Genomic DNA, 14,897 nt, shown 5'->3' with positions numbered 1-14,897 from the left:
GGCGTTACAGCCCCAGTTCCTCCCGCACCTGGGAGGTGTTCATGAGGGTGTTGAAGGCGGCGGTGGCGGAGCCTGCGGCTTTTTTGGCCTTCGAGACCAGATCGAGGTAGCGGGCGCCAGAGCGGACCGGATTGACGATGGCGCTGCGGATCACATCGCCATAATCTGTGATAGCATCCACGTAAGGCCAGACACGCTGGTCGAGGATGGGGCGCAGATTGCGGAGCTTGTTGAGGCTGGTGCCGACTTCATCCGGCTTCAGGCTGGACATGGCGGTGGTGACGTCGTTGTCGATGGAGTTCACGATGGCCTGGGCGCTGCTTTGTGCGGCCTCGATGGAACCGCCGAGGGAAAGGGTGCGCGCGGATTTACCCTGCGCATGCAGGAGGAGGTATTTGGCCGAATAACAATCTGGGGCCACGAAGAGCAGGGCCTGCAGTCTGGCACTGGCATGCGGGGTACGCAGCAGCGGCATGATCTGCTTGGGATCGCGCATCATGACGGTGCGCATGGCATCGAAGTCGGCGAGCGCGAGCTTCATGCCCTCGGAACGGTCAGGGCTGGCGAGGGTCATGGCATCGTCAAAGGTCTTGATGCCGAAGACGGTGATGCCCACGAGCGGAGCGGGTCCGTCCAGCAAGAGCAGATCGGCAACGGCACGCTCGTTTTTGGAGGGCACGGCGACGATCTTGCAACTGCCATTGGTGGCACCGCGGATCTTGGCGCGCACGCCGCCGATGGGCTGCACGCTGCCATCGGCATTGAGGTCTCCCGTCACCGCAAAAGCCGGGTCCCACTTCTTGCCGGTGAGCGCGGACTCGACGAGCAATGCACAGGCGACGGCGGCCGAGGGGCCGTCTTTTTCGATGTATTTGTCCTCAAAGCCGATCTGCAGGCTGTAACCAACAGGCCAGACATCGTTGCGCAGTTGAGAAAGCTTGCTGACTTCATTGAGACAGCGCCTCATGCTGCCGCCGACTTCCTGATTGAACTCCAGCCAGCTCTCCTGAGTGCCGCGGCTGGGCAGGGCGGTGAGAGTCATTTTGGTGACGTGGCCGGATTCTTCGCCATTGGCGAGAGGGGAGATTAGCAGGCCATTGACCTGGGTAAGGCGGAGCTTGAAAGCGGCGGCGGTGGATGATGGCGCGGGAGCGGGCGGCTTGGGTTCCGGTTTAAACTCAGGCTCAGGTTTTACCATGGGCCCAGGCGGCACTGGCATGTTCTTCGGAGGAAGAGGGTCCGTGGGCTGCACTGGAGCTTTGGCGATGGCAGCCTGGGGAGGATTAAACTCCAGTCTGAAGGGTGCATCGCCTGGGTAGCAGCTGTAGCTGGCAATGTAACGTTCGTGAGTCCAGACAAAGTAAGCATCTGAGCGCCGCTCGGCTGTGTGCGCGAGGAGGCCGTCAAACGCTTCCACAATTTCCGCCGGATCAGCCTTTTGTTCAGGTGGATGATGAAATAAGGCGACCACGGATTTGGCCCGTCCCTCCACCCAGTCCACTCTGAAAAGAGTTGGCTTGAATCGTCCCTTGAGCATGGACATCTCGATGAAGTATTCCGGGGTTAGTGTCGGGTTGATGAGACTTGAGTAGGTAACGTCTCCGTTCTGATGCACGTTCTTGATGCGAGAGTAGGCCCTGCAGCCGGGTTTCGTCTCAAGCTGCTTCATGAGGGACTCGAACGCGACCTGGGTTAGGTCGAGAGGATTTTTCCAATCAACAAACCCATCGAGGTCGATGAGTGTTTTGCCCTGTTGAACAGGTGTTGGGGAGACTCTTCCGGAAGAAGTCCCGGCTGGCTTCTCCGCTACGAGAGCAATCGGATTGCGAGGGCGCACGCTCACAAAGAAGATCGTGTCATCGAGCGAACGCGTGAATGAACCCGTGGCATTATAATGCTCCCCTTCCCACGCATAACCCGAGCCCGTGCGGGACAATGAGGGAGCGCCGAGAGCATCCCCGATGCTGGCAAGCAGCTCAGGCGAAGCCTCCTTTTCTCCCGCCTGCGCCGGATACCTGATCCCGATGTAAGAGATCTGGCCACTGCCCCACATCACGCGGACTGACTCCGGTTCGAAGCTCTTGTTGCCAAAGACAAAATATTTGAGCTTGTAGGCCTTGTTATAAAGCGGGTTGAACAATTGAGACGGCTGCGAAAACGTTTTGGAATTATCCAAAGAGTACAACTTTTTGCCGGGCACAGTCTCCAGTGCCGCCAGCTTCGCCTCGAGCTTTTCCGCATTCCATGCACAGGGCTTTTTCCATTCAAACAAGGTGTCGAAGTTGAGCTCCACCTCAGCGGCAGGGGCTGCGGTCTGTGCGTGGCAGACGTCCCGCGCGGCCAGGATGCCAAAGTAAGACGCAAGTAGGCAGATCGCCGATATTCTCATGCCGTCTTGTAGCAGTTTTGCCCACAGAGTGTCAAAACCAAAAGCTGCATGCTATTGCGCTTTTTCTTAGACCGATCTCAAACTCTGGCGAGATGATCCTGGGAGCTTCTTTCGCAGAAAACCATCACTTCGCCACCACGTTCGGAGTCTCGGGCGTCAGCACACGCTGCAGGGGCTTGGGATAGACCCCGAGGATGAGGATGGCGAGGGCGAGGGCACCGGCGACGGCTTTGGCGGCGGTGGAGAAGGTCAGGACGGGGACGTCGGTACCTTCGGTGGTGTACATCGCGAGGATGGTCTTGAAGTAGTAGTAGAAGCCGGCGGCGGCGGCGATGATGGCGCAGCTGAGGGCACCCCAGTAACCGTGGTCGGCGAGGCCGATGAAGACGAAAAGCTTGCCAAGGAATCCGGCGGTGAGGGGCAGACCGGCAAGCGAAGCGAAGGAGAGGGTCATCAGCAAAGCGAGGAGCGGGTTGCGCTTGGCGAGGCCGGTGAAGTCTTTGATCTCCTCGCCAAGGCCGTTGGCGCGCATGAGACCGAGGCCGAGGAAGCCGAGGACGGTCATGGGCAGGTAGGTGGCCAGGTAGAAACCGACGATGCCGCCGGACGAAAGATCAAAGCGGGCGCTCTCGCGGCTGGCGAGGGCGAGGAGCAGATAGCCAGCGTGGCTGATGCTGGAGTAGGCCAGCAGACGCTTCACGCTGGTCTGGAACATGGCGGGCAGGCTACCGAGCAGAACGGTGAGCGAACCCACGACGAGCAGCAGCGACTGCACCTCCGCGGCGATGACGGAGCCCTGAGCCAGGAAGGCATCCAGCGCACGAGTCAGGACGACGAAGCCAGCAGCTTTGGAGCCCACGGAAAGGAAGGCGGTGACGGGAGTGGGCGCGCCCTGATACACGTCCGGCACCCACATATGGAAGGGGGCTGCGGCGACCTTGAAGCCGAGGCCGCAGAGCAGCATGGCGGCACCAAAAAGGGCGGCGGTTTTGCTGGTGGCAGGATTGGCGAGCGCCTTTGCGATGCCTTCGAAGCTCATGGTACCGGTGGCACCGTAGGTCCAGGCGATGCCATAGACGAGGATGCCGGTCGAAAGGGCGCCGAGGATGAGGTATTTCACTCCGGCTTCGAGACTGAAGGCGCTCTTGCGGGCAAAGGCGACGAGGACGTAGAAGGAAACGGTGACAAGCTCAAGCGAGACGAAGACGGTGACGAGGTCACGGGCCGAGGCCATCCACATCATGCCAGCGCAGACGATGAGAGGGAGGCTGAACATTTCAGCGAGCTTGCCATCGAGCGTGAAGCGCGAGAGGTAGGGAGCGCATTCGAGCGTGAGCCAGAGCACGAGGATGGTGATGACGAGCGAAAAGCCTTTGTAGAAGATCGCGAGATTGTCGAGCTGATGCCACTCTTTGAGAAAGCCGGGCAGGCTGGCGGTGTCATGAGACACAAAGATGAAGAGCACCAGGGCAAGCGCCGTGCCGGCGATGGCGGTGAGGCCGAGGGTGCGGCGGGAGATTTCCGGCTTGAAGGCTTCGGCCAGCAGCAGTGCGAGTCCGAGAATGGCAAGGCCGATTTCGATGGTGAAAACGCTCATGGCAGGACTACAGCGCGGATTTCATGAGGTTGAGCAGCAGCCAGGGGCAGCAGCCGGTGACAAGCAGCGTGGTGGCGAGCAGGATGAAGGGCACGCGCTGAGAGAACGCGGGATCGATCATGAAAAGACCGGTGGTTGGGGAACCGTGGAAGATGCTGCGGTAGGCACGCAGCATGTAAACGGCGGAAATGACCACGCCCCAAAGCGCGAGAATGACGGTCCAGTGGAGATTGGTCAAACCAGCGGGGGTGAGATTGGTGAAGCTCCCGAGGAAGACCATCACTTCCCCGGCGAAGTTGGTGAGGCCCGGAAGGCCGATGGAGGCGAAGGCACCAAAGGCGAAGAGGACCGTGAAGGAGGGGGCGTGGGTGGCGAGGCCGCCGAGCTTGTTGTACTCCAGGGTGCCAAGCTGATTGCGCATGCGACCACACAGGCCGAAGAGCAGGGCGATGGAGATGCCGTGGGCGAACATGAGGATGACCGCGCCTTTCAAGGCGATCTCACTGCCCGCAGCGATGGCGAGGAAGATGTAGCCCATGTGCATGACGCTTGAATTTGCCAGCGTGTCGTCAAGCCGGCTGGCATGGATGGTGACCAGGCCCATGACGAGAATGTTGCCCAGCAGCATCAACAGGAGAGCATTTTGCACCCATTCCACATGAACCCCTTGCGGGAGGAGCGGGAGGGCGATGCGGATGAGGCCGTAGAGGCCGAATTTTTTCAGCACGCCGGAGTGCAGCATGGCCACGGGTGTGGGGGCGGTGGCATACGCAGGAGCTGCCCAGCTATGAAACGGGAAGAGACTGACGAGAGAACCGAAGCCGAGCAGAAGCACGAAGAAGATCTGCGCCTGCTTTGCATCTGGCAGGGGGGCCTGGGCGGCCTGGTTGCGCAGGGCGATGAGGTCGAAGGTGAGCTTGGAGCCGCCGCTAAACTCGAGCACCAGCCATGCCAGGCCGGCGAGCAGCACAAGGCTGCCGGCACCGAGGTAGATGGTGGCCTTCCACGCGACGGCCTTGCGCTGGGCAGGCTCGGCGCGACCATGAAGCGCGATCATGAGGAAGGTGGGAATCAGAGCGAGCTCGTGGAAGGCGTAAATGAAGAAGACGTCCGTGGTGAGGAAGGCGCCCAGCGCGCCGCCGCCGATGAGCAGCGAAGAGACATAGAAGATTGGCGGGCGGTCCTCGATCTGCCAGAGGGCGGCGAGCATGACCAGCGTGGTGAGAAGGGCCAGGATGAGGGCCATGCCGTCCGCACCCACAGCGAAGCTGAGGGAAGGATTCTCAAGGATGGGGCGCGATGAAGTGAAGGCGAGGCCGGATTTGTCCAGGCCTGTCTTTCCCAGATACTGCACCGCAGTGGAGAGCACGAGGATGAGGTTGATGACAGTAGCGCCGAGGGAGGCGGCGCGGGCAGGCGCACCGAGCCAGACCGCCAGAGCGGCCAGCAGCGGGAGTGCGATGATTATTTCAAGAACGCTCATTCAATTTCTCCATCAATGGCCCAGATGCGGCAGCACAAACACGACAAGATAAATCACAGCGATGACGCCGCCGCCGAGAAGGAAGGTGTAACCCTGCAGATGGCCGCCCTGAAGCATGCGGGTGGCGGCTCCGAGACGGGCGGTGATGGCCGCAGGAAGGCGGGCGATGATGCCATCGACAAACACGCGCTCCAAGGCGGTGACGATCCAAGCCACACGATCCTGGAAGATGCGGACGATGACAGTGTAGATCTCGTCGAAATAGAACTTGTTGGCGAAAAGCTTGATATTGACGGGGTCCTTGTCCTTGCCGCGATAGAGGTAGATAGCGCCGCCGGCGCCGATGAGGAAGGCCAGGATGGAGGCTGCGAGCACCGTGTTGTGGGGTTTTTCATGCTCGGGCACATAGGCCTGCAGTGCCGAGGTGATGGGACCCCAGGCAGAAAAGATGGACAAGATTGCCAGCAGAACCAGCGGCAGGAGCATGATGACCGGCACTTCGGTGGCGTGATGCGCCGAGTCGGTGCGAGGCTTGCCGAAGAAGGCCACGATGAGCAGCCGCATCATGTAGAAGGATGTCAGGACGGCGGTGAGCGTGGTCGCGTGGAAGAGAATGCTGCAACCGCTGTCATAGGCCGCGCCCAAAATGGCCTCCTTGCTCCAGAAGCCACTGGTGATCCAGGGAAGGCCCATCAAGGACAGGGTGCCGATGGCAAAAGTCCAGAAGGTGATGGGCATGTGCTTGCGCAGGCCGCCCATCTTCCAGATGTCCTGCTCATGATGGCAGGCATAGATGACGGCACCGGAGCCGAGGAAGAGCATCGCCTTGAAGAAGGCGTGCGTGTAAAGATGGAACATGGCCGGATGGCCGGGATGCGCGCCGACAACGGTGTGATTGTGCTGAACATGCATGGCCACAGCGCCCACGGCCATGACCATGTAGCCAAGCTGTGAGAGCGTGGAGTAGGCGAGCACGCGCTTGATGTCATTCTGCTGCGTGGCCATGAGGGCTGCGAGAAGGGCGGTGAAGCAGCCGATACCAGCGATGATTTCCGAGGCAAGCGGAGAGGCCTCAATGAGGAAACTGACGCGCACCAGCATGTACACACCGGCGGCGACCATGGTTGCGGCGTGGATGAGGGCGGAAACGGGCGTGGGGCCTTCCATGGCGTCCGGCAGCCAGACGTGGAGCGGGAACTGGGCGGACTTGCCCACGGCTCCCATGAAGATGCAGAGAGCGGCAGCGGTGATGATTCCTGGATTTGACTTTTGCACGTCAAACAGCGGCCCGCCCTGCACAAAGGCGTCGCGAAGGTTCTCGAGCGACAATCTGTCGAGCGAGAGATCGCCCTTGTTGAGGCCGAAGAGCAGCAGGATGCCGATCATGAAGCCGAAGTCGCCGATGCGGTTGGTGAGAAAGGCTTTTTTGCAGGCTTCGGCTGCGCTGGGCTTTTGATACCAGTGTCCGATGAGCAGGTAGGAACTCAGGCCGACCAGCTCCCAGAAGATGAACATCATGATCAGATTCCCGGCGAGCACGATGCCCGTCATGGAGAACATGAAGAGGGAGAGCGAGCCAAAGAAGCGGGGCTTTGCCTCATCATCCTTCATGTAACCGAGCGAGAAGATGTGCACCAGCATGCCGATAAAGCTGACGATGAACATCATGCCGCGGCTCTGCTTGTCGATCATGACGTCGATGCTCGCGTGGAACTGGCCGACTTCGATGAAAGGCAAAAGAGGCTTGATGCCGTTGCCGTCATCCGAAGCTGCCAGGAAGGCGAGGCTGCCGAGGAAGGCGATGATGGAGGAGCCCACCGAGATGAGCACGGCAGCGCCTTTAAGCTGGCGGTGCCCCAGCAGGATGAGAAGCGCCGAAAAAAATGGCAGCAGTAGGAGAATGCTGGCGTTCATGCGGGCGCGTTATCCTTGAAGTTTGGTGACGGACTCGACATCCACGCTCTGCTTGGAGCGGAAGAGAGCCACGATGATGGCAAGACCGACGGCCACTTCAGCGGCGGCCACGGTGATGGTGAAGAAGACGAGCGACTGCGCCGGGTAGTCGGGCAGGCCGTTGACGAGATGGAAGCGGGAGAAGCCGACCAGCGCGAGATTGGCGGCACTGAGCATCATCTCCAGGCACATATAGACGATGATGATGTTTCTGCGGGCAATGACGCCTGCCAGGCCGAGGGAGAACAGCATGCCGCTGACGACGAGGTAGTGGCCGAGGGTGATCATGGAGCGCTCCTTTCGCGTTTGCTGAGAACGACAACGCCGACGGTGCCGACGAGAAGCAGCAGGCCGACGACCTGAAGGTGGAAGCCGTACTGATCAAACAGAGTGAAGCCGATCAGCTTGGCGTCCGGCAGTTCGCCGGCTTTGAGATCATTTGTGATGGTGGGCAGACGGGCCGCCCTGTCGAGCTTTCCTGCCGCCTCTGGCAGGGCCAGCGAGGCCTCCGTAGTGGTTTTCTTCGCGAGATCCGTGCCGCTGGAAACCGTCACAATCTGCAGGGTGAGCAGGACCGCCAGCATGACACCGGAGACGATGGCGGGCACATTGAGCTTTTTGCCCTCCTCCGTCTTGATGTCCAGAAGCATGATGATGAAGAGGAAGAGCACCATCACCGCGCCGGCATAGACGAGGATCTGGATGACGCCGATGAAATAGGCATCAAGGCTCAGGAAGAGCGCCGCCAGACCCACAAAGGAGGCCGCAAGAGCGAGGGCACAGGTGACGGGATTGCGCCCGGTGACGACCATGAAGCCGAAGCCCAGGGTGATCAGTGCAAAGAGATAGAACAGAAGCGGGGGCATTATTACTTGAGCTCGTTCCACTTGTTCACCAGCCCCACGCGCTGGCCGCCGATTTCATAGAGGCGCTTTTTGTTGTGCACCATCTCCTGGCGTGAGAGACCGGTGATGGCGTAGTCTTTGCGCAGGAAAATGGCCTGCTCCGGGCAGACCTCCTCGCACATGCCGCAGTAGATGCAGCGAATCATGTCGATGTCGAACTCCTTCGGACGCTTCTCGACCTTGGCCCAGGGATCATCGCTGGGAATCTCCCCGGGGATGATCTTGATGGCCTTGGGGGGGCAGATGAATTCGCAGAGCTGGCAGCTCACGCAGCGCTCGCGGTTTTGCTCGTCCGTCACGAGGGCGGGAGCGCCGCGGTAATGCTCGGGCAGATGATCGTCCCACTTCTGCTCCGGGTACTCCATGGTCACCTTGGGCTTGCCGCCAGCGATCTGGCGGAAGGTCTTGATGCCATGACCGACCGTGATTTTCAGTCCCTTGAGCAACGTGGAAATGAACCAGCGCTCATGCCAGGCAAGCTTGGGACGTTGTACAATGATAGTGGCCATGAAATAGCAGGGAAGCGCAGGGGAGTCGGATTTGATTATCCGAACGTCACGCAGCGCAGCAACCGCTATTTGTGAAAAATTTCACAAGGTGGAACCAAAATCGGCAAAATCCCTCCAGTGCAACCTGGTTCCAAGCTGGAAACGGCGGTGGAGGGCAGACCGGCCTCCGGAGGCTGCACACCTAGGGAGCGGGCTTCGCAGCCGCCTTTTTCTCCGGTTTCTTGAACCCTGCCCTGGCGTATTCGACCATGCCTGCGAAGGTGCCCTCGCCAATGCCCGAGACGCCCAGCACGTCGGTGACACCCGAATAGGGGCGGGCTTTTTTGATGGCCGCCGCACGGACTTCGCCAATGCCAGGGATGGCCATGAGAGCCGCGTCATCGCCCTGGTTGAGAAGGTTGAGCAGCTGGGCTTTCTGGTCGGCGGTCATGGTTTTGGCCACGGCCTCCACTTTGGCGGATGGCTTGGGAGGCGCCTTGGATTTGGTGGTGCCTTGTGCTGCACCAATGCCGCAGCTCAAAACCAGAACGGAGAGAAGGCAGACGAAGAATTTCATAATCTGGTGAGTAAATAACTTGTGGAAGGGTATTGGAATATCGCGGGGGCTGGCCAGTAAAAATTGAGGGATGTCTCATTTTTTCCGCATGATCTGGCAGTGAGAGAAACCTAAAGGCTCGACATTCTCGAATGTTCCTCGCAAAATGGCGGGATGAAGACCCTCCCCAACCTGGGCGCCACTTTCGTGCTGATGTCCGCCCTCCTGCAGGCTCAAACCGCCGCACCTGCCATGCATACGTGGACGAGCACGGACGGGCGCAAGATCGAGGCGGCCTTCGTGGCCATGGAGGGTGAAGGGGTGAAAATCCGCATGGCGAACGGCAGCACTTTCACGGTGCCGCTGAATCGTTTGTCGGCTGAGGACCAGACTTTTGCCAAAAATCAAGGGGCGGCAGGCGCTGGCACCACGGCTGGAGCGGCCGAGCGCGGGGCTCCCGCTGCCAGCAAGACCTGGCCGCGCAGCGTGGCGCTGGAGGAGAAGCCTGTGGTCACGGTGGTCAAGGAAGACGCGGAGGCGAAGGAGTTTGTCTACCGGTCTCCGCACTATGAATTTCAGTGCGACTCCAAGCTGGGCACCAACGTGGTGCGGGAGTTTGGCCGGATGTTTGAAGCCACCTGGCTGATCAACAACGTGCTGCCGATGGACTTCCAGCCAAAACCCGAGCCGCTGAGAAACTACTTTCTGGCGCGTCTGTTCACCGAAAAGTCCGACTACATGAGTGAAGGGGGCATGGAAGGCTCGGCGGGGGTTTACTCCCGCGGCAAGAAGGCCCTCATGGTGCCCCTTTCCAGCCTGGGGGTGAAGATGGTGGGCAACCGTGTGTCTCTGGAGCAGGGCAGCGACCAGTCCAATGCGACTCTGATCCATGAGATCACCCACCAGATGATGAACTACTGGCTGAACAAACTGCCAACCTGGTACGTCGAGGGATCCGCCGACTACGTCAGCCTGCTGGAGTACAACAGCAACGGGCGGTTCAGCCTGATCGGTCTGAACCGCAGGCTGCAGGGGTATACCAAGAGGAAATACTCACCGGCCGCCGGTGGGGAAGGCTATGGCATGATCGACTTGGAAGAGTTGATGACCATTGAGGGCGACCGCTGGGCCGCCGCTTTGGCCGACGGGGGACCCGCCACAGCCAACTACGGCTCAGCCTGCCTGCTGACGTATTTCTTCTACCATATCGACGGCAAGGGCGATGCGGCCAACCTGATCGCCTACCTGCGCCAGGTGCAAGATGCGAAAACCAAGGAAGAAAAGGAGGCCGCCGTCAAAGCGCACCTCCTGCGGGAGCGCAGCTATGCCCAGCTGAGCGAAGAGGTGAAGAAGGGACTGCGCAAGGAGGGGGTGGACGTGACCTTCTTTCCCCCCGGGAAAAACGGCCCGGTCTCGGGAGCAAAATGAGTTCTCTTGAACAGTTAGGTGCAAGAGGGGGGATCTTCTGGAGTTCCATAAAAGGAGTTAGATTTCTTATGGCGTTTCTAATTCATCTCGATTAGAATAGTTCCACCCCTGAAATGACCAGCTCAGATCGCATTCGCATCTTGATCGTCGAAAACGAGGGCCTTGTCGGCTGCGACATGGCTACGACTCTCGGCAAGCTGGGGTATGTGGTCGCGGCGATCTGTGCCTCCGGAGAGGAAGCCTTGGAGCGGTTTGATGAACTTCGACCGGACCTGGTTTTGATGGACGTACACCTGGCTGGACAGCTGGACGGCATTGAAACGGCGCGCGCCCTGCAACGTCGGAGCCGCGTGGCCATCGTTTATGTCACAGCCTGTGCCGATCTGGACACCGTGGCCCGCGCACGGCAGACGCATCCACACGGCTATCTGCTGAAGCCCTTCAACCATGACGAGCTGCGTCTGGCCGTAGAAGTAGCTGCGCAGCGGCATTTTGAAGAGAGCGAGCGTCAGCGCCGGGAGCATAGCTACTTTGAAGCGTTCCAAAGCCTCGCCGACGGCGTGATCGCTGCAGATCTGTCCGGAGGGGTGGTATTCATGAACCCCTCTGCCGCGCGAGCCACGGGCTGGAATGCCCAGGAAGCGGTGGGCCGCTCGCTGAACGAGGTGTTTCGCATTTACCAGAGCACCGGAGAGCCGGCGGAGATCCTGTCTGTGGAGACGGACACGCAGACGACCGAGCGCACGGTCTACCTTACCACGCAGGCAGGCGCACGCGTGCCGATCCAGGACCGCACCGCCCCGCTGCGTGATGCACAGGGGAATCTGACGGGTCTCATCATTCTCTTCCGTGCGTCTGTGGTGCAGGCACCGGTGGAGCCGACAGCCCCGAACCGCAGCACCGCACCGCTGGTGGATGTGGTGGAGAGCATTTCAGATCCGCTCTTTGCGCTGGATGCCCGCTGGCGGGTGACGTACGCGAATGCGAGCGCCCTGCGGCTGTTTGACCGCAGCCTGCAGAACATGCTGGGCCTTTCACTGTGGGACATCATGCCGACCGCGACGCGCGAACTGCACCACGAGGCCTTTGCGCATGCGATGCTGCACCGGGAGACGGTGAACCGGGAGATCTATCTGGACGAAAAACAGATCTGGCTGGAGATGCGCGGCTATCCCTTTGCCGAAGGCCTGCTGCTGCTGGTGCAGGATGTGACGGCGCGGCGCGAGGAGGCGGAGAGGCGCAACCGCATCGACCGCCTCGAATCTCTCGGGCTGCTGGCGCGTGGATTTGCGCACGACTTCAACAACCTGCTGACCGTTCTGCTGGGCAACATCTCGCTCGCGGAGATGCGCCTGCGGAACGCCATCACGCTGCCGGAACTGCACACCGCGAAGCAGGCCACGCTGCAGGCGCAGAATCTCGTGCAGCAGCTGCTGACTTTCGCCCGTGGGGGTGCGCCGATCAAAACGCAGATCCGTCTGGGCGACCTCATCGAGACTTTCTTCACGCATCATACCCGCGCTAACCGAGTGGAGTACCGCATCGAGGTGCAGCCTGGGCTGCCGCAGATCGCCATTGATGGAGCGCAGATCCGCCGGCTGCTGAGCAATCTGATCCGCAATGCCGAACAGGCGCAGCCGAACGGGGGCGAGATCATCGTGAGGTGCTTCGCGCCGGATCACGCCGAGATGTTCCCAGGCGAGATGGTCACGGACACGAACTTCCAGCCGTCCGGCCTGGCCATCGAAGTGGAGGACAAAGGCGAAGGCATTCCGACGGAGCACCTGCCGCATATCTTTGAGCCCTACTTCAGCACCCGCAAGGCGGACAATGCCACGGGTCTGGGCCTGACAGTGTGCGAATCAATCGCCAAGGCCCATGGAGGCTCGCTGACGGTCAGTTCGGAGCAGGGCAAGGGCACCACGGTGCGCTTCTACCTGCCGCTGGATTCCGACGGCGAGGAAGCGGACGCGTTTGGACTGAGCAAGGTGTTTGATGCGCCGCCGGAACTGACCGCCGCCAATCCACGCATCCTGGTGCTGGAAGATGATCCGCTGGTGCGCTCCCTGATCGTGCGCAATCTCACCAGCAACGGTTTCGATGTGGCGGAAAGCGCCGAGGGCACCGAGACGGTGCGCATGTATCAGGAAGGCATGACGCAAGGGCGTCCCTATGACCTCGTCATTCTCGACCTCAGCATACCCAACGGCATGGGCGGCGTGCGAACGATGGAAAAGCTGCGAGCGATGGATCCTGAAGTCTTTGCCATCGTGTCCAGCGGCTATTCGGATGATCCCGTGATGGCCAATCCCGCATCGTATGGATTTGCCGCCGTGCTGCCCAAGCCGTATGAGCCCGCCGACATGCTGCGCCTGGTGCGCAACATTCTGGCGACGCGCGGCATCCGCCGTACATCATAAGGCGGGTGCTCGTTGACAAGAGCACGCAGCTTGAGCAAGAAGCCGCATGCGCGAACAGGACCTCCTGGACAAACTGAGCAAGATCGAGCGGCTGTATGCCGGTGCGGCGACGCTTGGAGAGAAGGAAGCGGCTGCGGATGCGATCGCGCGCATCAAACGCCGCCTCGGTGAGGCCGCAAAGGTGGAGCGGCCGATCGAATACAAGTTCACTCTTGCAGATGGCTGGTCGAAGAAGCTCTTTACGGCGCTGCTGCGGCGTTATGAATTGAGACCCTACCGTTATGCGCGCCAGCGCAGAACCACAGTGATGGTGCGGGTGCCGCGGAGCTTTGTGGACGAGACGCTGTGGCCGGAGTTTCTGGAGCTTAGCAAGGTGCTGCAAAGCTATCTGGATGAAGTGACCGAACGTGTCATCTCAGGAGCCATCCATGCCACGCAGGACGAGGAGGAAGTGATCGCGGGCGAGTATTTGGAGTGAGGCGCTCTACTGGTCGTCCTTCCACAGGATGCGGGCGGCATAGACGCTGTTGTCTGCGCCATATTGGTTGTCGGGCTTGATGATGATGTCCGGCCCGTTTTTCTGCATCCATTCGGTGACGGTGACCCAGGTTTCGTTTTCGCTGACTTCACAGACGCCGAAGTTGCCAAGGCGTGCGCCGCGTTGGGGGACGAGGATGCGTTCGGTGTCGCGCTTCACCGTGAGATTAGCTTTGTCCACCTCGGCCATGAAGAGCGGAGCGCGATGGCGGAAGACGTGGTCGTTGTTAGCACCTCTGCGGGTGTAAACGAGGTAGAGCTTATCTTTGTGCGTGACCCAGTGCTGCTGGGTGTTGTAGTTCCCCAGTTCGCCGCCACCGCTCCAGTCCCAGCGTTTCGGCTCGCTGAAATGCAGGCCATCATCGCTGACGCAAACATACCCGGCGGTGTCATTGCGAAGCGTCAGATAAAATTTCCCGCCGCAACGAATCAGGGACGGCTCGTACACTCCGCGCCCGGACTCCAGCGCCAGGTCATTGCCCTGCTCAATGAAGCGCAGCGAACTGCCATCAAAGCTGCAGCGAAGCACGGTCACGCCGTAGTATTTGTCTCCCGGTCGCTTGAAGTAGATGGGCAGAAGGATGTCGCCATTTTCCAGATCCACGCGCTGCACGCATCCTGCCCCTGCGTTGTAGAACTTGGAGTCGGCGGGCATGGGCAGCGTAGCCCATGGGGTCCAGACGGACTTCTGCGGATCATACACGGAGAAGCACGTCTCGCGCACACGCTCGGCGATGACTTTGTTGTCGCGATAGCGCACGGTGTGGCCGATGCCGAGGAGCTTTCCGGATTTCGCATGCCACTTGGGCGTGAAGTCGCAGGCGGCTACGATGACGCCGTCCGGCTCTTCTCGGCGGCCGAGGGTGTCTGTGTTTTCAAAGGGCGGCGTCCATGTCTTTCCGAGGTCGGAGGTTCTGAGGTGGTTCAGAGCATAAAACACATCGCTGCCGGTGAGCAGGAGCTTCTGCATGGTGAGCACGACCTGCGGCGGGCTGCCGGGAATGGCGCCTGCGCGTGCATGCACCCAGCACATTTTGCCGTCGTAGCCCTTGGTGATGGTTTCGAGCTTGAGCTCGTAGGGCTCGGCGGCTTGAAGAGCCGGGGCGACGAGGAGGATGGACAGCAGGAGACGCAGCATGCT

The 14,897-nt window shown here is 60.4% G+C and carries 12 protein-coding genes; 3 read left to right on the top strand and 9 right to left on the bottom strand.

Annotated features, from left to right (window positions below; translation table 11 throughout):
- Positions 1-4: 4 nt before the first annotated feature.
- The 8 genes from ACILSO_RS11390 to ACILSO_RS11355 all read right to left on the bottom strand — a co-directional run bounded on the left by ACILSO_RS11390 (position 5) and on the right by ACILSO_RS11355 (position 9,392).
- Positions 5-2,389, bottom strand: a complete 2,385-nt coding sequence (locus tag ACILSO_RS11390) for a S16 family serine protease (RefSeq protein ID WP_395737525.1) — start codon at positions 2,387-2,389, stop codon at positions 5-7.
- Between the two features lie 124 nt (positions 2,390-2,513).
- Entirely contained in the window at positions 2,514-3,986 is a 1,473-nt protein-coding gene (locus ACILSO_RS11385) for an NADH-quinone oxidoreductase subunit N (RefSeq protein WP_395737524.1), read from the bottom strand.
- A 7-nt stretch (positions 3,987-3,993) separates the two neighbouring features.
- Positions 3,994-5,469: a NuoM family protein gene (locus ACILSO_RS11380; RefSeq protein ID WP_395737523.1), complete on the bottom strand. Its 1,476-nt coding sequence runs from the start codon at positions 5,467-5,469 to the stop codon at positions 3,994-3,996.
- Positions 5,470-5,481: 12 nt separating this feature from the next.
- A complete protein-coding gene (gene nuoL / locus ACILSO_RS11375) occupies positions 5,482-7,383 on the bottom strand; it encodes an NADH-quinone oxidoreductase subunit L (RefSeq protein WP_395737522.1) in 1,902 nt (633 codons plus the stop codon).
- A 9-nt stretch (positions 7,384-7,392) separates the two neighbouring features.
- On the bottom strand, positions 7,393-7,710 hold the full coding sequence (gene nuoK, locus ACILSO_RS11370; protein WP_395737521.1) for an NADH-quinone oxidoreductase subunit NuoK: 318 nt from the start codon (positions 7,708-7,710) through the stop codon (positions 7,393-7,395).
- Positions 7,707-8,288 (bottom strand): NADH-quinone oxidoreductase subunit J, encoded by a 582-nt coding sequence (locus ACILSO_RS11365; RefSeq protein WP_395737520.1) that lies wholly within the window; start codon positions 8,286-8,288, stop codon positions 7,707-7,709. Before ACILSO_RS11365 ends, nuoK begins: the two co-directional genes overlap by 4 nt.
- A gap of 2 nt (positions 8,289-8,290) precedes the next feature.
- Entirely contained in the window at positions 8,291-8,836 is a 546-nt protein-coding gene (locus tag ACILSO_RS11360) for a NuoI/complex I 23 kDa subunit family protein (protein WP_395737519.1), read from the bottom strand.
- A gap of 181 nt (positions 8,837-9,017) precedes the next feature.
- On the bottom strand, positions 9,018-9,392 hold the full coding sequence (locus ACILSO_RS11355) for a ComEA family DNA-binding protein (protein WP_395737518.1): 375 nt from the start codon (positions 9,390-9,392) through the stop codon (positions 9,018-9,020).
- Positions 9,393-9,545: 153 nt separating this feature from the next.
- On the opposite strand from ACILSO_RS11355, the gene ACILSO_RS11350 reads away from it, so the two are divergent.
- The 3 genes from ACILSO_RS11350 (at position 9,546) to ACILSO_RS11340 (ending at position 13,697) form a co-directional block, all read left to right on the top strand.
- A complete protein-coding gene (locus ACILSO_RS11350) occupies positions 9,546-10,799 on the top strand; it encodes an SHD1 domain-containing protein (RefSeq protein WP_395737517.1) in 1,254 nt (417 codons plus the stop codon).
- 113 nt (positions 10,800-10,912) lie between these two features.
- Complete coding sequence (locus ACILSO_RS11345) at positions 10,913-13,219, top strand: response regulator (protein WP_395737516.1); 2,307 nt, start codon at positions 10,913-10,915, stop codon at positions 13,217-13,219.
- Positions 13,220-13,265: 46 nt separating this feature from the next.
- Entirely contained in the window at positions 13,266-13,697 is a 432-nt protein-coding gene (locus tag ACILSO_RS11340; protein WP_395737515.1) for a hypothetical protein, read from the top strand.
- 6 nt (positions 13,698-13,703) lie between these two features.
- On the opposite strand, the gene ACILSO_RS11335 is transcribed toward ACILSO_RS11340, so the two are convergent.
- Complete coding sequence (locus ACILSO_RS11335; RefSeq protein ID WP_395737514.1) at positions 13,704-14,894, bottom strand: sialidase family protein; 1,191 nt, start codon at positions 14,892-14,894, stop codon at positions 13,704-13,706.
- Between the last annotated feature and the right edge of the window lie 3 nt (positions 14,895-14,897).

Origin of the sequence: Prosthecobacter sp. (assembly GCF_044226605.1) — a bacterium.
In the GTDB taxonomy this organism is placed as follows: domain Bacteria; phylum Verrucomicrobiota; class Verrucomicrobiia; order Verrucomicrobiales; family Verrucomicrobiaceae; genus Prosthecobacter.
This window is presented reverse-complemented; position numbering and strand designations above follow the sequence as displayed.

Excerpts from the sequence above, each read along its gene's own strand:
- ACILSO_RS11365 (WP_395737520.1), bottom strand. The coding sequence starts at position 8,288 with ATGCCCCCGCTTCTGTTCTATCTCTTTGCACTGATCACCCTGGGCTTC.
- nuoK (WP_395737521.1), bottom strand. The coding sequence starts at position 7,710 with ATGATCACCCTCGGCCACTACCTCGTCGTCAGCGGCATGCTGTTCTCC.
- ACILSO_RS11345 (WP_395737516.1), top strand. The coding sequence starts at position 10,913 with ATGACCAGCTCAGATCGCATTCGCATCTTGATCGTCGAAAACGAGGGC.
- nuoL (WP_395737522.1), bottom strand. The coding sequence starts at position 7,383 with ATGAACGCCAGCATTCTCCTACTGCTGCCATTTTTTTCGGCGCTTCTC.
- ACILSO_RS11380 (WP_395737523.1), bottom strand. The coding sequence starts at position 5,469 with ATGAGCGTTCTTGAAATAATCATCGCACTCCCGCTGCTGGCCGCTCTG.
- ACILSO_RS11360 (WP_395737519.1), bottom strand. The coding sequence starts at position 8,836 with ATGGCCACTATCATTGTACAACGTCCCAAGCTTGCCTGGCATGAGCGC.
- ACILSO_RS11335 (WP_395737514.1), bottom strand. The coding sequence starts at position 14,894 with ATGCTGCGTCTCCTGCTGTCCATCCTCCTCGTCGCCCCGGCTCTTCAA.
- ACILSO_RS11350 (WP_395737517.1), top strand. The coding sequence starts at position 9,546 with ATGAAGACCCTCCCCAACCTGGGCGCCACTTTCGTGCTGATGTCCGCC.
- ACILSO_RS11340 (WP_395737515.1), top strand. The coding sequence starts at position 13,266 with ATGCGCGAACAGGACCTCCTGGACAAACTGAGCAAGATCGAGCGGCTG.
- ACILSO_RS11390 (WP_395737525.1), bottom strand. The coding sequence starts at position 2,389 with ATGAGAATATCGGCGATCTGCCTACTTGCGTCTTACTTTGGCATCCTG.
- ACILSO_RS11385 (WP_395737524.1), bottom strand. The coding sequence starts at position 3,986 with ATGAGCGTTTTCACCATCGAAATCGGCCTTGCCATTCTCGGACTCGCA.
- ACILSO_RS11355 (WP_395737518.1), bottom strand. The coding sequence starts at position 9,392 with ATGAAATTCTTCGTCTGCCTTCTCTCCGTTCTGGTTTTGAGCTGCGGC.